The sequence below is a fragment of the Burkholderia metallica genome (assembly GCF_001718555.1).
In the GTDB taxonomy this organism is placed as follows: Bacteria; Pseudomonadota; Gammaproteobacteria; order Burkholderiales; family Burkholderiaceae; genus Burkholderia; species Burkholderia metallica.
Genome location: NZ_CP013401.1, coordinates 1,495,964 through 1,516,633 on the forward strand (window position 1 = coordinate 1,495,964; position 20,670 = coordinate 1,516,633).

A 20,670-nucleotide genomic window follows, 5' to 3' on the forward strand; every position below is an offset into this window, starting at 1 on the left:
AGCGCCCGCGTGTCGGTAGCGGGGTGGCGATGTCGACGATTTGATACAGGTCAGTTTTCGGTGAAAGAAAGCCGATCCGGCGGCGCGGGATTGCGGTAGCATACGCGCCGCCTCGCGGCAGCGCGTTCCCGGGCGGTCTGCAACGGACCTCCGGCCGGCCGCACCGCGCCGGCGGCATGCCGTTCGGCCTGTCCGCCGACAACGGCGCAATTCTTACCATTCGTCCCGTTCATGCAGCAGTTCGTGCCGAAACGAGGCTTTTTCGCCTCACCGTTGCGAATCGGGGTAAGTTTTGTCCTATTTTTGAGATAGTGTGACGAATAGGCGAGCGCCGGTGCCAGGCGCGCGCAACGCGAAGACGGTCGATTAAAGAATTCGCCGCATCGTTTCGATAAACGAACAGGCCAGTTAGATATGAGGGGAAGCAGTGGGGATGTTCACTCACGAGCATGGCTGCTTTGCGCGCATCGGTTGCGATGCGACGGATGACGGGGCGATCCTGACGAAACGGAGCGGCGCATGAAGCCGGCCGTCTCGCTGCTCGTCCTGTCGGGCGCGCTGGTCGGCGCGTTTCACGCGGCCGCGCTGTCGGCCGCGCCGATCCCGGCCGTGCCGGCTACCGGTGCGGCTGCTGCCGCGTCCGGCGCTGCGCCGGCATCGGCTTCGGCGTCGGTGCTCACGGCCACGCCTGCCGCGGCCAGCGCGGCCGCGGCAGGCCTGCCGTCGACGACGGTGCGCGTGCCGTTTGCGTCGCTCGGCGCGTTCGATCCGCTGCGCCTGCGCGGCGCCGACGACGCGCGCACGATCAACGCGGGCGTGCGGCTCGACCGGGTGGTCACCGGCGCGCGGCTGCGCCTGACCTACGCGTATTCGCCGTCGCTGGTGTTCCCGATGTCGCACCTGAAGGTGTCGGTGAACGGGGAGGTCATCGCGACCGTTCCGTTCGACGCCGCGCAGGCGGGCCGCACGGTCACGCAGGAGATCCCGATCGATCCGCGCTACTTCTCGGATTTCAACCAGATCGGGCTGCGGCTGATCGCGCACTACACGCTCGACCATTGCGAGGACCCGGCGAATTCCGCGCTGTGGGCCGACGTGAGCCCGAAGAGCGAGCTGATCCTCGACGAATCGCCGGTGCGCCTGCCGAACGATCTTGCGCTGTTGCCCGCGCCGTTCTTCGACCGGCGCGACAACGGCCGCGTGCGGCTGCCGTTCGTGCTGCCGGCGTCGCCCGATTCGGCGACGCTGCGCAGTGCGGGCGTGCTCGCGTCGTGGTTCGGCGCGCTGGCCGACTACCGGCACGCGCGCTTCCCGGTGTCGTCCGGGCTGCCGGCCGACGACCAGGCGGTGGTGATCGGCACGGTGGCGACCCTGCCGGCCGGCCTCGCGCTGCCGTCGATCAACGGCCCGCTGCTCGCGATGACCGACAACCCCGCGGCACCGGGGCGCAAGCTGCTCGTCGTCACGGGCCGCACGGCGGCCGAGGTCGACGACGCGGTCGCGACGCTCGTGCTGGGCCGCGTGGCGCTGTCGGGGCCGGCGGCGACGGTCGCGCACGTCGATCTCGGCGCGCCGCGCAAGCCGTACGACGCGCCGCGCTGGCTGCCGGTGAACCGGCCGATCGCGTTCCGCGAGCTCGTGTCCGATACGCGCGAGCTGGAAGTGCGCGGCACGTCGCCCGACGCGATCCGCCTGAACCTGCGCGTCCCGTCCGATCTGCATTCGTGGAACGGCGCGGGCGTGCCGATCACGCTGCGCTACCGCTACACGGCGCCGACGGTGCAGGACAACTCGACGCTCGCCGTCGAGATCAACGACCAGCTCGTGAAGTCGTACCGGCTCGGGCCGGCCCATGCCGAGGACGCGCGAGGCCGCATGCAGCTGCCGCTGCTGTCGGTGCCCGAAGGGCGCGTGACGAGCGACGTCGACATCCCGGCGTTCCGGGTCGGCAGCGGCAACCAGCTGCAGTTCCGCTTCACGCTCGACTCGCAGAAGACGGGCCTCTGTTCGAGCACCGCGACCGAGCCGCAGCGCGCGGCGATCGATCCCGATTCGACGATCGACTTCTCGCACTTCGTCCATTACGCCCAACTGCCGAACCTCGCGTTCTTCGCGAACAGCGGCTTCCCGTTCACGCGCTTCGCCGACCTGTCGCAGACGGCCGTCGTGATGCCCGAGCGGCCGTCGCGGCAGGAGCTCGAGGCCTATCTGACGATGCTCGGTCACATGGGCGAATGGACCGGCTTCCCGGCGCTGCGTGTGCAGGTCGCGCGGCCCGGCGACGTCGCCGCGCTGTCGGGCAGCAAGGATCTGCTCGTGATCGACGGCTCGCCCGCGTCGCCGCTGCTCGCGCACTGGCGCGCGGCGCTGCCGCTCGTGATCGGCGAACAGGGCAGCGCGGGCGGTGCCGGCGCCGCGCGCGTCGCGTTCTCGGTGAAGGAGCGCTGGCGCAACGGCGTCGGGCTGGCCGACGGCGGCGCGCACATCGAGCAGACGGGCCCGCTCGCGGCGCTCGCCGGGTTCGAGCTGCCGGGCAGCCACGGGCGCAGTGTCGTCGCGCTGACGGCGACCGACCCGCCGCGCCTCGGCGATCTGCTCGACGTGTTCGAGAACGCGGGGCTCGTGTCGCAACTGCAGGGCGACCTCGCGCTGGTGCGGCCGGGGCAGGTCGACAGCCTGCGCGTCGGCGAGCCTTACGTGGTCGGCTTCGTGCCGTGGTATGCGCGCGTCTGGACGCACGCGGCGCGGCATCCGGTCGTGCTCGGCGCGGTCGGCGTCGTCGCGGGGCTGCTGCTCGCGCTCGGCGTGTTCAGCGTGCTGCAGCGCATCGCCGCGCGCCGACGGGGGATGTAACGGATGGCGCGGGCAATGGCGAAGCGACGGGCAATGCGGCCGGCGCGGCGCGTCGGCGCGGTACTCGCGATGGCGGCGGCGTTCACGTGCGCGGCGGCCGGCATGGCCGCGCGCGCGCAGGCTGCAGGAGCGGGTGCGACCGGGGCGGCCGACGCGGGATGCGGCGCGGCATGGCCGCGCTGGGACGCGTTCAAGCGCGATTTCATCTCGGCCGACGGCCGCGTGATCGACGTCGGCTCGGCCGATTCGCGCACGGTCTCGGAGGGGCAGGCGTATGGACTTTTCTTCGCGCTGGTCGCGAACGACCGGCGCACGTTCGACACGATCCTCGCATGGACCGAGAACAATCTCGCACAGGGCGACCTGAGCGCGCATCTGCCGGCGTGGCTGTGGGGCCGCGCGCCCGACGGCGCGTGGCGCGTGCTCGATGCGAACGCGGCGTCGGATGCCGACCTGTGGATCGCCTATGCGCTCGTCGAGGCCGGGCGGCTGTGGCACGAGCGCAGCTACACGGCGCGCGGCGCGCTGCTCGCGAAGCGCGTGCTCGACGACGAGACGGCGAGCGTGCCGGGCCTCGGCCTCACGCTGCTGCCCGGGCCGACGGGCTTCAAGCTCGCCGACGGGCAGTGGCGCGTGAATCCGAGCTATTCGCCGCCGCAGGTGATCCGCGCGCTCGGCGCGCGGCTGCCCGACGACCGGCGCTGGGCCGCGCTCGCCGCCAGTACCGGGCGCGTGCTGCTCGACACCGCGCCGAAAGGCTTTTCGCCCGACTGGGCGCTGTATCGCGCGGGCACGGGTTTCGGTCCCGATCGCGACACCCGTGCGGAGAGCGCGTACAACGCGATCCGCGTGTATCTGTGGGCCGGCATGCTCGATCGCGCCGATCCGCTCGCCGCGCCGCTGCTCGCCCGTTTTGCGCCGTTCGCCGATTACATCGCCGAGCATGGCGCGCCGCCGGAAAAGGTCGATACGACGACGGGCGTCGCCGGGCCGAACGACGGCAACGGCGGGTTCTCGGCGGCGGCCGTGCCGTTCCTCGACGCACGCGGGCAGCGCGCGCTCGCGGACGCGCAGGCGGCGCGCGTCGATACGCTCGCGCGCCAGTCGGCGCCCGGTTACTACACGAGCGTGCTGACGCTGTTCGGGCTCGGCTGGCGCGACGGCCGCTACCGGTTCGGCGCGGACGGCACGCTCGACCCCCGCTGGGGAGGCCGTGCATGCGCCGCCCGCTGAAGCGCGCCGCGCCGCACGTCGCGGGATTCGCGTGGCTCGCGTCGTCGGTGTGCGCGGCGGCGCCGGGCACCGTGCCGGAGGCGGCGAAGGCGAACCCCGCGACGTCGGCGACGCCCGCGACCGCCGCGTCCGCCGACGCGCAGCGCCTGCTCGACACCGCGCGGATGTGGGGCGTCAAGCATCGCGACGACCTCGCGCGCGATGCGCTGCGCAAGGGGCTGCTGATCGCGCCGGGAGACCCCGGGCTGCTGGCCGAGCAGGTGCGTGTGCTGTTGCGGCTCGGCGACGCACAAGGCGCGCAGGCGTCGCTCGCGCGCCTGCAGGCGCAGTCGCCCACGGCACCCGCCACGCGCCGGGTGGCGGACGAATACCGCGTCGCGACGAGCGGGCGCGGCGAGATGGCGCAGATCCGCCTGCTCGCGCGCAGCGGCCGCGCAGACGAGGCGGCCCGGCGGATCGTCGCGCTGTTTCCGAACGGCGCGCCGTCGGGCGCGCTCGGCGCCGAGTATTACCAGATCGTGTCGAATGCGCCGGGCGGCCGTGAGCCGGCGGTCGCCGCGCTGCGCCGCGCGGTCGCGGCCGATCCGCGCGACACGAGTGCGGCAATGGCGCTCGCGCGGCTGCTGAACCAGCGCGCCGACACGCGGCCGGAGGCGAACCGGATCGCGTGGGCGCTCGCGAAGCGCACCGACGCCGACCATACGGACGCGATGGCGTTGTGGCGGCGCGTGCTGCAGTCGGCCGGCAGCGATCCCGCGTATCTCGATGCGCTGCATGCGTATCTCGCGCTCGTACCGGACGATACCGAATTCGTCGACCGCGCCGCGGCACTGGATCGCCAGCGCGACGCACAGCGCCAGCTCGAACGCAATCCCGACTACATCGCGCAGCAGCGCGGCCTGCAGGCGCTTGCGCGCGGCGACCTGGCCGGCGCCGATCCGCTGCTCGCGCGCGCCGCTCGGGCGCGGGCGGACGACGCCGACGCGGTCGGCGGGCTCGGCCTGCTGCGGCTGCGCGAAGGCCGGCACGACGAGGCGCGCGCGCTGTTCGCGCGCGCCGCGACGCTGTCGGCCGACCAGCGCGGCAAATGGCAGGGCCTCGCGCGCACCGCGCAGTTCTGGGGGCTGCTCGCGCAAGGCCGCGCGGCCGCCGCGGCGGGCCGTCCGCAGGACGAGGAACGCGCGGCCCGCGCGGCGCTCGCGCTGCAGCCGGACAGCCCGGACGCGAAACTTCAGCTGGCCGATGCGTTGCTCGCGCAGCGCGACTGGGCGCGCGCGGAGCCGTTGCTGCGCGAACTGCTGGCCCGGCGTTCGCCGGACCTCGCGGCCGTGCGCGACACGGCCACCCTGTATGAGCGCACCGGCCGCGCGGACAAGATCGGCCCGCTGCTCGACGCGCTGCAAGGCCGCGTGACGGGTCGCGACGATCGGCGCGCGCTCGACGGCCTGCGCGCCGGCGTGCTCGCGGACCAGGCGCGTGCGCTTGCGGACCAGGGCGCCCGTGGCGCGGCCGCGCAGCGCTACGAAGCCGCCGTGCGGGCGGCGCCCGACGCACCGTGGACGCGCTTCGCGCTCGCGCGCCTCTATCGCGACATGGGGCTGCGCCAACTCGGCCGCACGGTGATGGACGACGGGCTTGCGCAAGGCGATACGCCCGAAATGCGCTACGCGACCGCGTTGTACCGCAATTCGATCGACGACGTCGCGGGCGCGCAGGCCGCGCTCGCGCCCGTCGACGACGCGCACCGCTCGGACGGGATGCGCGCGCTCGCGCGCAAGCTCGATGCCGAACACGCGCTGGCCGATGCACGCGGCACGCTCGCGCGCGGCGATCGCGCGGCCTTTGCCGCGTCGCTCGCGCACGCGCAGGCGAGTGCGCCGGACGATCCCGACATGCTCGCCGCGATCGGCGCGCAGTGGATCGACGCGGGCGAACCGGACCGCGGCCTCGCGCCGTTGCGCGACTGGATCGCCGCGCATCCGCGCGAAGCCGATACCGATGTGCGGCTGCGCTACGGCGACCTGCTCGGCAGCGCGGGGCGAGACGACGCACTCGTCGCATGGCTCGACACGCTGCGCCGCGAACCGTCGCTGACTCCTGCGCAGACGGCGAGGATCGAGGACCAGTCGCTGCGGCTCGTGCTGCGGCAGACGGACGACGCGATCGCGCAGCGCGACTACGCGCGGGCACGCACGCTGCTTGCTGGCGCGAGCCCGGCCGGCCGCGCGGACAAGCGCTATGCGCTCGAGCTGGCCGATCTCGAACGCGCGCAGGGCCGTTACGACGCCGCGCGCGATGCCCTCGCGCCGGTCGTCGCGCGCATGCCGGAAGACGCCGATACGCAGCTCGCGCTCGCCCGCATCGACGAAGACAGCGGCAACCGTGCGGCCGCGCTCGCGCGCGTGCAGGCGGTGCTCGCCCGCACGCCCGACGACGACGTCGACACGCAACTGTCGGCCGTGCGCCGCCTGAACGCGCTGCGCCGCCCGGACGCCGCCGCGCAGGTGACCGACCGGCTGCAGGCCGCGTATCCGGCGCGCGCCGACGTGACGGTGGCCGCCGGGCGCGTGGCCGAGACCCAGGGCCGCTACGACGACGCGGCGTCGCTGTACCGGCTGTCGCTGTCGCAGGAACGCGCGAGCGGCGTGAGCCCCGGCCGCGACGGCCTGACACCCGCGCAGGCCGCGTTCGCGGATCTCGCGCAGCGGCGCAATCCCGAGATCGAGACCGGCTGGACGCCCGCGTACAAGTCGGGCGACGAAGGCGTCTCGTCGTATCGCGCGCAGCAGGTGCCGATCTACGTGCAGATGCCCGTGCGCTACGACGGGCACGTGTTCGCGCAGATCGACACCGTGCATCTCGACCCGGGCACGCTCGATACGAGCAATCCGAACGCGTATGCGCTCAATACGTTTGGCCGCTACGCGGCGCTGAACGCGCAGAACGCGCTGACGCCCGCGTCGATCGCGAACCCGCCGGGCTCGCTGCACCAGTCGGCGACGGGCGTCGCGCTCGGCGCCGGCTATCTGTCGGACGCCTGGCGCGTCGATCTCGGCACGTCGCCGCTCGGTTTTCCCGTGCACTACCTCGTCGGCGGCGTGCGCTATCGCTTCGACGCGGGCCCGGCCGGGTTCTCGGTGAACGTGTCGCGGCGGCCGGAAACGAGCAGCGTGCTGTCGTACGCGGGGATGCGCGACCCGTGGACGGGCGAGGTCTGGGGCGGCGTGCGCCGCGACGGCGTGAACCTGCGCGCATCGGTCGACGTCGGCCGCACGAACCTGTTCGCGGAACTCGGCGCGGGCGTGCTGTCCGGGCGCAACGTCGAGCGCAACGCGGAAGTCACGCTGCGCACGGGCTTCACGGTGCCGGTGTACGAGCGCGCGGCGATGAAGGTCAGCACCGGGCTCGTCGGCAATGCGTGGCATTACGCGCAGAACCTGCGCTACTACACGTACGGGCAGGGCGGCTACTACAGCCCGCAGCGCTACCTGTCGCTCGGCGTGCCGATCGAATGGGCGGGGCGGCACGATGCGCTGTCGTGGGACCTGACCGTCACGGGCGGGATCTCGAACAGCTATGAAAAGGATTCGCTGTATTACCCGATGTCCGCCGACCAGCGGGCCGCGCAGGTGGCGGCCGGGTTCGTGTACGCGGGCAGTTCGACGCGCGGCGTGTCGTTCTCGTACGGCGTCAACGGGATCGTCGAATACCGCGTGAACCCGCACCTGAGCGTCGGCGCGCAACTGCACGTCGACCGATCGCACGACTACGCGCCGAGTTCGGCGCTCGTGTATCTGCGCTACGCGTTCGACGCGCGCGCGCAGCGCAGCTGGCTCGTCACGCCGACGCCGGTACGGCTTTATTCGGATTACTAGGTGACTGGGGGAACGTCGTGAATACGGAAATCGATGCCGCCCGCCCCGCGCTCGCCGCCACCGGCGTGCGAGGCCGCCTACGGGCGCTGCTCGGCGTGGGGCCGGCCGGCGGCCGCGTCGGCACGGTGAGCCGGCTCGCGATCGACGGCTTGCCCGATGCGTGGACGCAGCTGGAAGCCGGCGGCCTGTATGCGATCTACGCGGCCGGCGGCACGCCGGCCTGCGATGCGCTCGTGTGGGAGAGCGCGCGACAGGCGCGCACGCGCGACGTGACGGTCGTGCTCGCACGCGACGCGGCGCACGTCGCCGAACAGATGGAGGCGCTCGGCTTCGCGGGCGGCGCGCAGCCGGCCGGCTGGCCGCGCAACCTGAACGTGCTCGCGATGCCGCCCGCGGCCGAACCGGCCGACGACGACAACGCCGCCGCCGGCTTGCCCGCCGACGCACCGCGCCGCGCGGCGCCGGGCCCGTTCGCACGGCTGACCGGCGGCCTGCGCGCGATGAAGCGCTACGGTTTTCGCGCGCGCGCGCTGTATTTCGTCGAAGGCGCGCAGCGCTGGTTCAGCTGGGACGACCCGATTGCGCTCGCCGACGAGGCGCTCGCACTCGCCGACTGGTGCCGCACGCACCGGATCGCGCTCGTGCTGCTGCTCGATCCCGAAGCGGCCCGGGCGGGCGACGCAGCGCGCACCGACGATGCGCCATTCGTGCGCGACGCGAATCGCACGCCGCGCAGCGGTTTCCACGGTATCTGCTCGGGTGTCGCGCAGTTGCAGCGCACGCACGGCGAACTGCTGTGGGTCGTCGATTTCTGGCGCGCCGGCGACACGCTCGCGGCCGGCGAAGTACGGCCGCTGCGCTTCGCGCCGGGCGGCCGGCTGACGGCGAGCGTCGACGGCGGCGCGGCCGGGCCCGCGCGCCGGACGAAACTCGCGAGCGACGAGGATCGCGTGGTCGTCAGCCGCGCGGTGCTCGACGGCGCGAACCGCGTGCCGGACGGCTGGGAAATCGTCGACGACAACGCGGCCGTGGTCGCCGCGTGCGCGCATGCGCAGGCCGCGACCGCGGTGCTCGTGTTCCGCTCGCATGCGCAGCTCGAAGCGTTGTGCGCGGACGTGCACGCGCTGCGGCGGCGGTGCGGCGGCGCGCTGAAGATCGCGGTCGTCGAGCGCGGCGAAGTGCTGCGCCAGCAGTTCGAGATGCTCGTGCTGAGCGTCGGCGCGAGCCGCGTCGTCGCACGCGACCTGCCGGTGTCGCGGATGCAGGCCGCCGTGCACGCGCTGCGCGGCCAGCTCTATGCGCGGCCCGTCGCGGCCGACTATCGCGCGGCGCTCGCGGCCGCGCTCGGCGATTCGGTGCTCGGCTACCTGCCGGTCGGCGCGTTTTGCCTGCGCATTCGCGCGGTGCTCGATCGCGGCGCCGTGCTCGCGTTGCCGCATACGCTCGCGAAGATCGCGCTGCTGCCGGGCGTCGCGCACGTCGACGCGCTGCGGCATTGCCGGCCGCGCCGCGCGGGCGACATCGTGACGGCCGACGCCGCGCACCTGTACGTGTTCCTGTTCGCGTGCGAGCCGGCGGATGCCGAGGACGCGCTCGCACGCATCTTCGACGTGCCGGTCGATACGCTGTCCGATCGTGTCGTGTGCCTCGGGCGCGGCAGCATCGACACCGAGCTCGATGCGCTGAAGGCCGAGAACCGGCGCGCGCCGATCGCCGACTACAGCGATCTGTTCGCGGCCACGCAGCCGGCGGGCGCGACGCGCGCGTCGCCGGCGCGCGCCGGTCCCGGCGACGCGTTGCCTGAAGCGGGCGAAGTGAGCGATGCGATCGACGCGATCGATACGGTCGTCGCGCTCGAGGCGATGAAGGCGCCCGGCGCGACGCCGCCGGCCGCGGCCGGCGACGCATCGTCGCCGGAATCCGTCGTTCCCGCCGCACACAAGCGCGGCGCCATCCGCAGCGCGATGCCGCTGCGCAAGCAGGGGGTCGCATGATTGCCGCAATCGTCATCGGCTTCATCGTCGGCATCGTGATCGCGGTGCCGGTGTGGATCGTCGCGCAGCACCTCGGCATCGGCCGCGGCTTTCAGGCGCCGCGTGGGATCGACCGGCGCGATGCGGTGCCGTGCGAACTCGTGCCGGTCGCGCTGCGCGGGCGGCTGCTGCCCGATGCAGGGCGCGGCGAGCCGCGTGACGGAGCGCCCCGATGAAGACGATCGCCATTACGTCGACGACGGGCGGCGCGGGCCGCACGACGCTCACGGCCGCGCTCGCGGTGCTGCTCGCGCGCCGCGGCCGGCCGGTCGTCGCCGTCGAATTCGATGCGCAGAACCTGATGGGCGCGACGCTCGGCCTCGACACGCTCGCCGAGCACGGCCTCGCGCAGAGCGTGCTCGGCGGCGCCGAGCCGTGGCATGCGCATACGTGGCGCAATGCCGACGGCGTGCTGTTCGTGCCGTACGGGCAGGTCGACGCGACGGGCGCGGCCGCATGCGATGCGCGGCTCGCGGCCGATCCCGCGTGGCTCTCTCGCGCGCTCGACGAGATTGCGCTGCCGGCCGACGGCGTCGTGCTGATCGACACCGCCCGCTATCCGTCGACGCAGGCCGAGCAGGCGGTTCGCCGCGCGGACCTGACGCTCGTCGTCGTGCCGCCGGAGCCCGCCGCGTGCGCGACGACGGCCGCGCGGCTCGGAGCGCTGCGCAGCGGCGGCGGCGAACTGCAGATCGTCGTGAACCGGATGAATCCGGCGCGCGACATGCAGCGCGACGCGCTCGGCATGCTGCGCGCGGTCGCGGGGCCCGCGTCGATGCTCGAACAACGCATCCACGTCGATGCGGCCGTGCCCGAAGCGCTCGCGCGCGGCAGCTGGATCTTCGACGATGCGCCGTATTCGCAGGCGTCGCACGACCTGAACGGCGTCGCGAACTGGGTCGATGCATGGCTGGCGGCGGGTGCCGCCGGCCGGCGCGGAGCGGCGCGATGAGCGCGGGCTTCGCGCCGCGCCTGCGTGCAGCCGGCCGCCGCGCGGCCGACTGGTTCGCACGCGGCATGGGTTTGCCGGCGCAACGCTCGCGCGTCGACTGGCTCGTGCGGCTGTTCTTCCACGCACCGCCGCCGGGCCGGCCCGACTACGTGCGCCGCTGGGTGCGCGTCGCGTTCCTGCGGCTGGCGCACGAGTGGGGCGTGCTGCAGCCGCTCAGCGCGCGCGAATGGCTGTGGCGGACGATCGTGCGGGCGCCGCGCGCGGCCGACGGCCGGCCCGCGCGCGATCCGCTCGCGTGGTTCGACCGGTACGTCGTGCCCGTCTACGTGGCCGGGCGCGCGGTCGGCCGGCGCATCGGCGCACTGCTCGAGCGCCTGCCGTGGGTGCGCTGGGGCGGCTGGCTCGATGCGCGCGCGAACGGCATCGGCCGGCGCCGCTGGCTCGCGCCGCTGCTGCTCGTGGCCGGCGCGCTGCTGTGGGCCGCGGCCGGGATGTCGCCGCTGATGCCCGGCGCGCAGTTCGCGTTCTTCGCGATCGTCGCGGTGCTGGCGCTCGCGCTGCGCCGCCTGCCGGGCCATCTGCCGACGCTCGCGCTCGCCTCGCTCGCGCTGCTCGCGACGGTGCGCTACGTGTGGTGGCGCACCACGCAGACGCTCGATTTCCGCGGCCCGGTCGAGGCCGTCGCCGGCTACCTGCTGTACGGCGCGGAAGCCTATACGTGGATGATCCTGCTGCTCGGCTTCGTGCAGACCGCGTGGCCGCTCGACCGGCCGATCGTGCCGCTGCCCGACGATCCCGACACGTGGCCGACCGTCGACGTGTACATCCCGACCTACAACGAGCCGCTGTCGGTCGTGAAGCCGACGGTGTTCGCCGCGCAGAGCATCGACTGGCCGAGCGCGAAGCTGCGCGTGTACCTGCTCGACGACGGCAAGCGGCCCGAATTCGAGGCGTTCGCGCGCGAGGCCGGCATCGACTACGTGACGCGCGACGACAACCGCCATGCGAAGGCCGGCAACATCAACCGCGCGCTGCCGAAGACGCACGGCGAGTACATCGCGATCTTCGACTGCGATCACGTGCCGACGCGCTCGTTCCTGCAGACGACGATGGGCGTGTTCCTGCGCGATCCGAAGTGCGCGCTGGTGCAGACGCCGCACCATTTCTTCTCGCCCGATCCGTTCGAGCGCAACCTCGGCACGTTCCGCGAGATTCCGAACGAGGGCAACCTGTTCTACGGGCTCGTGCAGTCGGGCAACGACCTGTGGAACGCGACGTTCTTCTGCGGCTCGTGCGCGGTGCTCAAGCGCAGTGCGCTGGAAGAGGTGGGCGGCGTCGCGGTCGAGACCGTGACCGAGGATGCGCACACCGCGCTGAAGCTGCACCGGCGCGGCTATACGTCGGCCTACCTGCCGACCGTGCAGGCCGCCGGCCTCGCGACCGAAAGCCTCGCCGGCCACGTGAAGCAGCGCACGCGCTGGGCGCGCGGGATGGCGCAGATCTTCCGCATCGACAACCCGTTCCTCGGGCGCGGGCTCGGCCTGATCCAGCGGATCTGCTACGGCAACGCGATGCTGCACTTCTTCTACGGGATTCCGCGGCTCGTGTTCCTGACGATCCCGCTCGCGTACCTGTTCTTCCACCTGTATTTCATCAGCGCGTCCGCGATGGCGCTCGCGAGCTACGTGATCCCGTATCTGGTGCTCGCCAACGTCGCGAACTCGCGGATGCAGGGGCGCTACCGCCATTCGTTCTGGGCCGAGGTCTACGAATCGGTGCTCGCGTGGTACATCGCGCTGCCGACCACCGTCGCGTTCTTCAGCCCGAAGCACGGCAAGTTCAACGTGACGGACAAGGGCGGCAAGATCGACGAAGGCTACGTCGACTGGTCGACGTCGAAGCCGTATCTCGTGCTGTTCGGGCTGAACGTGCTCGCGATCGTCGCCGGCGTCTGGCGGCTCGTGGCCGACCAGGGCGACGAGGCGTCGACGATCCTGATCACGCTCGGCTGGACCGTGTACAACCTCGCGATGCTCGGCGCGGCGTTGGCGGTGGCGCGCGAGACCAAGCAGGTGCGTGTTACGCACCGGATCGCGATGCGCGTGCCGGCCACGCTGCTGCTCGCCGACGGAACGACCGCCGCCTGCTTCACGAGCGACTACTCGACCGGCGGCCTCGGCCTCGAAGCGGTGCCGGGGCTGCCGGTCGCCGTCGGCGACACGCTCACCGTCTGCGTGACGCGCGGCGACCGGCCGTTCCCGTTTCCGGTGCGCGTGAGCCGCGTGACGCCGACCCACGTCGGCGTGAGCTTCGACGCACTGACGCTCGAACAGGAGCGCCAGCTCGTGCAATGCACGTTCGGCCGCGCGGATGCGTGGCTCGACTGGCACGAAGGCGAGCGTCCCGACACGCCGCTGCGCGGGCTGAAGGAAGTGTTGCGTATCGGCCTGGACGGGTACGTACGGATGTGGAAGGGTGCGGCGCGCGGCCTGCAGGCCATGCTGGCGCCGAAACTCGATCGGGCGCGCGACTGACGCGGCGCTCATCACGGAGTGGTTAGATGACGTTCTGGAATCTGTATTTCATCCTGAAGTTCGCGCTGTTCGCGACCGGGCACCTGCAGCCGTTCTGGCTCGCGAACCTCGCGTTCGCGGTGGCGCTCGCGGCGAGCGCACCGATCCGCCGGCGCGCGTGGCGCATCGTCCGGCAACTGGTCGCGATCGCGATCGCGGTGCCGCTGCTCGCCCGCGAACTGCATGCGCCGCCGCTCGCGCGGCTCGCCGAGGCCGCGCACGAGGTGAGCACGTTCCGCTTCGATTACTGGATGGAGCTGCTGCCGCGCCTGTTGCCGCCGGTGCTGCTGCTGACGGTGGCCGGTGCGCTGATCGTCTACTTCATCGTCAACCGCTGGCTGCGCGTCGCGACGTTCGTGCTGGTCGCGCTGGTCGTGATGCCGCTGTGGCAGGCCGGCAGCGGACTGATGGCGCGCGTCGTCGCACCGCTGCCGCAGCAGGCGAACGTGGCGGGCACGACGCTCGCCGGCCAGCCCGAGGACCACAACGCCGCGCTCGCGACGTTCCGCACGCAGGAATCGCAGCGGCAGGTCGCGTTCGGCCATCTCGGCAACGATCCGGCCACGCAGTTCGACGTGATCGTGCTGCACATCTGCTCGCTGTCGTGGGACGACCTCGATGCCGCGAAGGTGCGCAACCATCCGATGCTGAGCCACTTCGACTACCTGTTCACCAACTTCAGCACGGCCGCGAGCTACAGCGGCCCGGCGGCGATCCGCGTGCTGCGCGCGAGCTGCGGGCAGGAAGCGCACGCCGACCTGTACAAGCCGGCGCCGCAGCAGTGCTACCTGTTCTCGCAACTGGCGAGCGCGGGCTACAAGGTGCAGTCGCTGCTGAACCACGACGGCCATTTCGACAACTTCCTGCAGGTGGTCCACGACAACATCGGGGTGCCCGACGCGCCGCCGGTGTCGAACGCGGCCGCGCCCGTCGCGATGCATGCGTTCGACGGCTCCGAGATCAAGAGCGACTACGCGACGCTCGCGAACTGGTATGCGCAGCGCGCGTCGGTGCCCGGGCCGGTCGCGCTGTACTACAACACGATCAGCCTGCACGACGGCAATCGCGTCGTCGGCAGCACGCTGACGAGCATCGACTCGTATCCGCAGCGCGCGACCAGGCTGATGGACGATTTCGATCGCCTGGCCGACCTGATCGCCCAGTCGGGCCGCCGCGCGGTGATCGTGTTCGTGCCCGAGCACGGCGCCGCGCTGCGCGGCGACAAGTACCAGGTCGCGGGCCTGCGCGAGATCCCGACGCCGCGCATCGTGCACGGGCCGGTGGGCGTGCGGCTCGTCGGCTTTGCCGGCAACCACGGCGCGACCACCGTGATCGATCAGCCGACCAGCTTCCTCGCGCTCGCGCAACTGCTGTCGAACCTCGTGTCGAACAGCCCGTTCAAGCCGGGCGCGACGCTCGCGCAATACGCGGCCGACCTGCCGCGCACGCGGATGGTCGGCGAAAACGAAGGCACCGTGACGATGCAGACGGGCACGGGCTACGCGGTCAAGACTCCGGATGGCGTATGGATCGACGAACAGTGACACTTCCCGGTGACGCCGACGACGATCGGCTGTCGCAACCGAACGACGTGCTCGGTCTCGCGCGGCACCTGCCCGCGCTCGATCCCGAGCGCTACGTCGACGAGCAGGCGCGCCGCGCGTTCATCGAATCGCTCGAGCGCTGGCCGACGCTCGCGAAGCTGATGGGGCTGAAGGGCTGAAACGGGGCCGGGCGCGACGTCGTCGCAGCAGCAGCGACAACAAGGCGCGCAGCGGTGGTGCACACAGTCGGGCGTCGTCGGCGGCCGGGTGCCGTGCCGAGGCCGCGCCGCCGATCGGCCGATGCGACTGCCGGCAGCGCACGCGAGCACGGCCGGCCCCTTCCTTCGCGCTACTGCGCGTGGCGCGCCGGCTGGCGCGTCCATTCGTTTTCTTCGCCGGGCACCTTGCCGAAGGTCTGGTCGGCCCACGCCGCGCGTGCCGCATCGATCTTCTCGCGCGCGCTCGACACGAAATTCCATTCGATGAACCGCTCGCCCGGCAGGTGTGCGCCGCCGAGCAGCATCACGCGCGCGCCGTTCGCGCTCGCGAGCGCGACGGTCGCGCCCGGTTCGAGCACGGCCATCGTCGCGGGGGCGAGCGGCGTGCCGTCGATCGCGAGATCGCCGTCGACGAGGTACACGCCGCGTTCGTCGTGCTCCGCATCGAGCGCGAGCGTGCCGCCTTCGGCGAACGCCGCATACGCATAGAGCGTCGGCGAGAACACCGCGACCGGCGACGCGAGCCCGAACGCGGTGCCCGCGATCACACGCACGTTCACGCCGTCGCGCGTGAACGACGGCAGCGTGTCGGCCGCATGGTGGACGAACGCGGGCGCGGTGTCCTCGTGCTCGACCGGCAGCGCGACCCAGGTCTGGATGCCATGCACCGGCTGCTCGCGCGGCCGATCCTCGTCGGGCGAGCGCTCCGAATGCACGATGCCGCGGCCGGCCGTCATCCAGTTCACGTCGCCCGGCACGACCTTCTGCCGGAAGCCGAGGCTGTCGTGATGCATCAGCGAGCCGTCGAACAGGTAGGTCACGGTCGCGAGGCCGATGTGCGGATGCGGCAGCACGTCGATGCCGCTGCCGGCCGGCAGCACGGCCGGCCCCATCTCGTCGAAGAAGATGAACGGGCCGACGAGGCGCGCGGCGCGCGCGGGCAGCACGCGGCGCACGACGAGGTTGCCGATGTCGCTTTCGCGCGGCGTGAGCAGGGTCTTGATCGAGTCGGACATGGCGGGATTCCCGTGGTCGATGCGGAGCGCGTCAGGCGATCGCGGTGTCGATGGCGATCGGATGCGTGAGGATCTTGTGCACGGGGCACGCGTTCGCGATCTGCAGCAGGCGCTCGCGCTGTTCGCCGGACAGGTCGCCTTCGAGCGTGATGCGCCGCACGATCGTGCTGCCCTCGGTGCCCGGCTCGTGCGCGAGCTTCACGTGCACTTCGGCGAGCGGCCAGCCCTTGCGTTGCGCGTACATTTTCAGCGTGATCGCGGTGCACGCGCCGAGGCTCGACAGCAGCAGCGCGACCGGGGTGGGCGCCGCATCGCCGCCGCCGAGCGACGCCGGTTCGTCGGCGCGCCACTGGTGGACGCCGTCGCTGAAGTGGACAAGGTAATCGACGGAGCCGATGCTCGCTTCGACGGACAGTTCGCTCATTGCAGTTCCATGGAGAGAAGAGGGGGGGGCCGGCGGCCGGGCTGCGCGTTACGGTTCGAGCAGCCGCTGCAGCCGCAGTTCCTCGAAATCGAGTTCGGACTCGATCCGGTGCAGCACGGCATCGTCGACCTTGCCGTCGCGATGCAGGTCGAGCAGCGCGCGGCGCGACACGCCGACGAGCTCGAGTTCGACGCGCAGCATGCGCGCGCGCACGTTGGCCGGCTCGGCGCCGTGGCGATGCGCGCGCTCGTTGAAGCTGACGCGGTTCCGGTATTCGGCGAGCAGCCGGTCGAGCGACGGCCGCTCGAGCGTCGAGCCGCGCTGTTCGAGCGCAGCGAGTTCGGCGAGCGCCGCGCCGAACGCATGCGCGCGCACCGCGTGCTCGGACATCGTGTGGCGCGTGGCCGGGTGCAGCTTCAGCACGCGGATCAGCGGCGCGAGCGTGCCGCCCTGCACGACGAGCGTCGCGATGATCAGCAGGAACGTGCTGAACAGGATCAGGTCGCGGCCGGGGAAGTTGGCCGGCAGCGCGATCGCGGCCGCGAGGCTCACGACGCCGCGCATGCCCGACCAGCCGAGCACGACGGCCTCGCGCCACGACCACGGCGCGTGGCCCGCGCGCGGCGCGCGCAGGCGGCCCGGCAGCCACATCGCGGCGAACACCCACACGATGCGCGCGACGATCGCGGCCGCGGTGGCGGGCAGCGCGACGCGCAGCCCGGCCAGCAGCACCGCGCCCTCGTGGTTCACGCGCGCGAGGATCGCGTGCAGCGCGAGCCCGATCAGGATGAACACGAGCGCGTCGAGCACGAACACGATCGCTTCCCACGTCGCCTTCGCCTTGATCCGCATGTCGGCATCGAACACGCGATGCTGGCGCACGCCGAGCACGAGCCCGCAGGTGACGACCGACAGCACGCCCGAGCCGTCGACCGCTTCCGCGATCCCGTAGCTGCCCCATGCCATCGCGAACGTCACGACGATGCCGAGCATCGGGTCGCGCAGGCGCGGCAGCACCCAGCTCATCGCATGGCCGCACGCGAGGCCGACCGCGATGCCGATCAGCGTGAGCGAGAAGAACAGGCCGGTGGCGCTCGCGGGCGTGATCGACACGGCGAGCGCGGCCGATACGGCCATCTGGTACAGCAGCAGGCCCGACGCATCGTTGACGAGGCTTTCGCCTTCGAGCACCGCGACGAGCCGCGCGGGCAGCGGGTGGCGCTGCAGGATCGCCTTCGCGGCGACGGCGTCGGGCGGCGACACGATCGCGCCGAGCGTGAAGCAGGCAGCCCAGGGCAGCGCCGGGTTCACCGCATGCACGGCGAGCGCGACCGCGACGGTCGTAAATACCACCGCGCCGAGCGCGAGCGACGCGATCGACGCCAGCGCCTGCCGGAATTCCTTCCAGGCGGTGTAGAACCCGCTCGACATCAGCAGCGGCGGCAGCACGGCCGCGAGCAGCAGCGCCGGGTCCATGTCGGGCACGCGCCTGCCGGCGACCGCGACCACGCAGCCGCCGAGCAGCAGCACGACGGCCGGCGGAATCGACAGGCGTTCGGCGAGCCACGTGAGCGCGCCCGCGCCGCAGATCAACAGCAGGAGGTAATGAAACAGCTCGACGTTGGTCATGCGCGGCCGGCGGCGAACGGTTGCATCACGACGGCTTGCGGTCGTTCGCGCCGCCGCCCGGCAGCGCGCCGAACATGTGCTGGCTGCATTGCGCGTCGCGCCACGCGGTGTTCAGGCGATGACCGGCGAGCATCCGGCGTGCGACGGGCAGGATCTGTTCGCCGGCCAGCATGCCGAGCAGGCCGGTGAGCGCGATGATCGGCGGGGCCGGCGAATTCACGCCGAGCGCGCCGTAAATCACGCCGGCGAGGATGCCGGCGAACAACGACAGGAGATACGGTTTCATGGCGGGCGTCCGGTGAGGGCAGACGAGCGGCGCGGGGCGCGCCGTCAGGATTGCGAAAGCGTATCGGGTTTGCGTGAAGAAAAAAAGCACGAATCGCTCCGAACGGGCATCGATGCACGAATCGGATCGATTCCATTTCTTGGGTGTTCGCGCCGCGTGTTTGCGGATTAAATATTTCGAGCCGGATGACGATCCGGCGCCGACCTCCCCAGGCTCCTCCCGTTTTCACGGTCGAGGCAGGCCCCCCTTTTTCCGTTCACAGGACACCTTGCGCCATGAGCAATCCGAAACTTGAAGTACTGACGCCGCAGAACAGCCAGCTGATCTTCATCGACCAGCAGCCGCAGATGGCGTTCGGCGTGCAGTCGATCGATCGCCAGACGCTCAAGAACAACGTCGTGGGGCTCGCGAAGGCCGCGAAGGCGTTCAACATCCCGACCACGATCACGACGGTCGAGACCGAGGCGTTCTCCGGCCATACCTTCCCCGAGCTGCTCGACGTGTTCCCGAACCAGCAGACGCTCGAACGCACGTCGATGAATTCGTGGGACGACCAGAAGGTGCGCGACGCGCTCGCCGCGAACGGCCGCAAGAAGGTGGTCGTGTCGGGTCTCTGGACCGAAGTCTGCAATACCACGTTCGCACTGTGCGCGATGCTCGAAGGCGGCTACGAGATCTACATGGTGGCCGACGCATCGGGCGGCACGTCGCAGGCCGCGCACGACTTCGCGATGCAGCGGATGGTGCAGGCCGGTGTCGTGCCCGTCACGTGGCAGCAGGTTCTGCTCGAATGGCAGCGCGACTGGGCGCGCCGCGACAGCTACGACGCGGTGATGGCGATCGCGAAGGAGCACTCGGGCGCCTACGGGATGGGGGTCGACTACGCGTACACGATGGTCCACAAGGCGGCGCCGCGCACCGCGACGCCGCACGCGTCGCTCGCGGCCGTCCCGGCGAAGTAACGGGCCGCCGGCCGCGATCGTCGCGACGGACGCGACGATCGCCTGCCAGGGCCCGTCGTGCGTTCAGGCGCCGGGCAGCGCCCACGGCGCGTGCGAGAAATGTTCCACGAGGAAGTCGAGCAGCACCGTCACGCGCGCGGCGCGCAGCATGCCGGGCGGCGTGACGAGGTTCACGTTGACGTCGGCGATCTTCCAGTCGGACATCACTTCCTCGAGCTCGCCGCGCTGCATCGCGTCCCACACCAGGAACTCGGGCTGCAGCGCGAGGCCGTGACCGCAGACAAGCGCGGGGAGGATCACGTCCGCGTTGTTGGTACGGATGCGGCCCTGCACGGACACGCCGGCCTCGTCGCCCGATGCCGGGTGGCGGAAGCGCCAGTATTCGGGCGTCGGCAGGTTCGTGTAGGTGAGGCACACGTGCTGTTCGATGTCGCGCGGATGCGTGGGGCGGCCGCGCCGGTCGAGGTAGGCCGGCGACGCGACGAGCGGCCGGCGCACCGCGCAGAGCCGGCGCGAGCGCAGCGACGAATCGCTCAGCTCGGCGATGCGGATCGCGACGTCGAAGCCGCCGGACACGATGTCGACGATGTGATCGGTGAGCACGAGGTCGATGTCGACGCGCGGATAGCGTTCGAGAAACGTGGGCAGCACCGGCGCCAGATGGCGCAGCCCGAACGACATCGGCGCATTCACGCGCACGAGGCCGTGCGGTTCGAGCGCCTGCGCGGACGCTTCGCTCTCGATCAGCTCCGCGTCGGCGAGCAGGCGCATCGCGCGGTCGCGCAGCAGTTCGCCGGTCGGCGTGAGCGACAGCTTGCGCGACGTGCGGTACAGCAGCATCGCGCCGAGGCGCTTTTCGAGTCGCGCGATGGCCTTCGACACGGTCGGCTGCGAGATGCCGAGCAGATCGGCGGCTTTCGCGAACGAGCCCGTCTCCGCGACGCGCGCAAAGATGGCCCAGGCTTCGAGATCAGGAAGGTGTTGCATGGTCGGGGCGGATGGCAGGGAAGCGGGGAACGGATGCGGCGCACCGCGAGGCGCGGGCGTGCGATGCAGGTGATTCTAATCCGGC

Annotated in this window: 15 protein-coding genes; 10 read left to right on the plus strand and 5 right to left on the minus strand. The window is 71.8% G+C overall.

The features are described from left to right. Nucleotides 1-519: 519 nt before the first annotated feature. Genes bcsB through WJ16_RS06695 form a run of 9 tightly spaced genes read left to right on the plus strand, consistent with a single transcriptional unit; the run spans nt 520 to nt 15,242 of the window. On the plus strand, nt 520-2,853 hold the full coding sequence (bcsB, locus tag WJ16_RS06655) for a cellulose biosynthesis cyclic di-GMP-binding regulatory protein BcsB (RefSeq protein ID WP_069256381.1): 2,334 nt from the start codon (nt 520-522) through the stop codon (nt 2,851-2,853). 3 nt (nt 2,854-2,856) lie between these two features. Then, nucleotides 2,857-4,086 (plus strand): cellulose synthase complex periplasmic endoglucanase BcsZ, encoded by a 1,230-nt coding sequence (bcsZ, locus tag WJ16_RS06660; RefSeq protein WP_069256382.1) that lies wholly within the window; start codon nt 2,857-2,859, stop codon nt 4,084-4,086. Then, the gene (locus tag WJ16_RS06665; protein ID WP_069256383.1) at nt 4,071-7,961 is read left to right on the plus strand and encodes a cellulose synthase subunit BcsC-related outer membrane protein; all 3,891 of its coding nucleotides are present in this window, start codon (nt 4,071-4,073) and stop codon (nt 7,959-7,961) included. Before bcsZ ends, WJ16_RS06665 begins: the two co-directional genes overlap by 16 nt. 17 nt (nt 7,962-7,978) lie before the next feature. Continuing rightward, nucleotides 7,979-9,955: a cellulose biosynthesis protein BcsE gene (gene bcsE / locus WJ16_RS06670; protein ID WP_069256384.1), complete on the plus strand. Its 1,977-nt coding sequence runs from the start codon at nt 7,979-7,981 to the stop codon at nt 9,953-9,955. Next, nucleotides 9,952-10,170, plus strand: a complete 219-nt coding sequence (locus tag WJ16_RS06675) for a hypothetical protein (protein ID WP_069256385.1) — start codon at nt 9,952-9,954, stop codon at nt 10,168-10,170. The genes bcsE and WJ16_RS06675 overlap by 4 nt, the downstream gene beginning before the upstream one ends. After that, nucleotides 10,167-10,946 (plus strand): cellulose biosynthesis protein BcsQ, encoded by a 780-nt coding sequence (gene bcsQ / locus WJ16_RS06680; RefSeq protein ID WP_069256386.1) that lies wholly within the window; start codon nt 10,167-10,169, stop codon nt 10,944-10,946. Before WJ16_RS06675 ends, bcsQ begins: the two co-directional genes overlap by 4 nt. After that, complete coding sequence (gene bcsA / locus WJ16_RS06685; RefSeq protein WP_069257980.1) at nt 10,943-13,480, plus strand: UDP-forming cellulose synthase catalytic subunit; 2,538 nt, start codon at nt 10,943-10,945, stop codon at nt 13,478-13,480. The genes bcsQ and bcsA overlap by 4 nt, the downstream gene beginning before the upstream one ends. A gap of 26 nt (nt 13,481-13,506) precedes the next feature. Continuing rightward, nucleotides 13,507-15,063, plus strand: a complete 1,557-nt coding sequence (bcsG, locus tag WJ16_RS06690) for a cellulose biosynthesis protein BcsG (protein WP_069256387.1) — start codon at nt 13,507-13,509, stop codon at nt 15,061-15,063. Then, nucleotides 15,045-15,242 carry a hypothetical protein gene (locus WJ16_RS06695; protein ID WP_069256388.1) on the plus strand — a complete coding sequence of 66 codons (198 nt, stop codon included), beginning with the start codon at nt 15,045-15,047 and terminating at the stop codon, nt 15,240-15,242. Before bcsG ends, WJ16_RS06695 begins: the two co-directional genes overlap by 19 nt. Before the next feature lie 170 nt (nt 15,243-15,412). On the opposite strand, the gene WJ16_RS06700 is transcribed toward WJ16_RS06695, so the two are convergent. From WJ16_RS06700 to WJ16_RS06715, 4 genes are read right to left on the minus strand one after another with little or no spacing between them, the layout of a single operon-like run. Then, nucleotides 15,413-16,297 (minus strand): pirin family protein, encoded by an 885-nt coding sequence (locus tag WJ16_RS06700; protein WP_069256389.1) that lies wholly within the window; start codon nt 16,295-16,297, stop codon nt 15,413-15,415. A gap of 31 nt (nt 16,298-16,328) precedes the next feature. Continuing rightward, on the minus strand, nt 16,329-16,721 hold the full coding sequence (locus WJ16_RS06705) for an OsmC family protein (protein WP_069256390.1): 393 nt from the start codon (nt 16,719-16,721) through the stop codon (nt 16,329-16,331). Between the two features lie 48 nt (nt 16,722-16,769). Continuing rightward, complete coding sequence (locus WJ16_RS06710) at nt 16,770-18,350, minus strand: cation:proton antiporter (protein WP_069256391.1); 1,581 nt, start codon at nt 18,348-18,350, stop codon at nt 16,770-16,772. Between the two features lie 25 nt (nt 18,351-18,375). Continuing rightward, on the minus strand, nt 18,376-18,636 hold the full coding sequence (locus WJ16_RS06715) for a XapX domain-containing protein (RefSeq protein WP_069256392.1): 261 nt from the start codon (nt 18,634-18,636) through the stop codon (nt 18,376-18,378). Between the two features lie 275 nt (nt 18,637-18,911). Here WJ16_RS06715 and WJ16_RS06720 point away from each other — a divergent pair, with 275 nt between their 5' ends. Beyond that, nucleotides 18,912-19,598, plus strand: coding sequence for a hydrolase (locus WJ16_RS06720; protein ID WP_069256393.1), 687 nt, complete (start codon nt 18,912-18,914; stop codon nt 19,596-19,598). Nucleotides 19,599-19,661: 63 nt separating this feature from the next. Here WJ16_RS06720 and WJ16_RS06725 read toward each other — a convergent pair whose 3' ends face one another. Then, nucleotides 19,662-20,585, minus strand: a complete 924-nt coding sequence (locus WJ16_RS06725; protein WP_069256394.1) for a LysR family transcriptional regulator — start codon at nt 20,583-20,585, stop codon at nt 19,662-19,664. Between the last annotated feature and the right edge of the window lie 85 nt (nt 20,586-20,670).

Coding starts and splice junctions, on each gene's coding strand:
- WJ16_RS06695 (WP_069256388.1), top strand. CDS start 15,045: ATGGATCGACGAACAGTGACACTTCCCGGTGACGCCGACGACGATCGG.
- WJ16_RS06720 (WP_069256393.1), top strand. CDS start 18,912: ATGAGCAATCCGAAACTTGAAGTACTGACGCCGCAGAACAGCCAGCTG.
- WJ16_RS06710 (WP_069256391.1), bottom strand. CDS start 18,350: ATGACCAACGTCGAGCTGTTTCATTACCTCCTGCTGTTGATCTGCGGC.
- bcsA (WP_069257980.1), top strand. CDS start 10,943: ATGAGCGCGGGCTTCGCGCCGCGCCTGCGTGCAGCCGGCCGCCGCGCG.
- bcsB (WP_069256381.1), top strand. CDS start 520: ATGAAGCCGGCCGTCTCGCTGCTCGTCCTGTCGGGCGCGCTGGTCGGC.
- bcsG (WP_069256387.1), top strand. CDS start 13,507: ATGACGTTCTGGAATCTGTATTTCATCCTGAAGTTCGCGCTGTTCGCG.
- WJ16_RS06725 (WP_069256394.1), bottom strand. CDS start 20,585: ATGCAACACCTTCCTGATCTCGAAGCCTGGGCCATCTTTGCGCGCGTC.
- WJ16_RS06700 (WP_069256389.1), bottom strand. CDS start 16,297: ATGTCCGACTCGATCAAGACCCTGCTCACGCCGCGCGAAAGCGACATC.
- WJ16_RS06665 (WP_069256383.1), top strand. CDS start 4,071: ATGCGCCGCCCGCTGAAGCGCGCCGCGCCGCACGTCGCGGGATTCGCG.
- bcsZ (WP_069256382.1), top strand. CDS start 2,857: ATGGCGCGGGCAATGGCGAAGCGACGGGCAATGCGGCCGGCGCGGCGC.
- bcsQ (WP_069256386.1), top strand. CDS start 10,167: ATGAAGACGATCGCCATTACGTCGACGACGGGCGGCGCGGGCCGCACG.
- WJ16_RS06675 (WP_069256385.1), top strand. CDS start 9,952: ATGATTGCCGCAATCGTCATCGGCTTCATCGTCGGCATCGTGATCGCG.
- WJ16_RS06705 (WP_069256390.1), bottom strand. CDS start 16,721: ATGAGCGAACTGTCCGTCGAAGCGAGCATCGGCTCCGTCGATTACCTT.
- WJ16_RS06715 (WP_069256392.1), bottom strand. CDS start 18,636: ATGAAACCGTATCTCCTGTCGTTGTTCGCCGGCATCCTCGCCGGCGTG.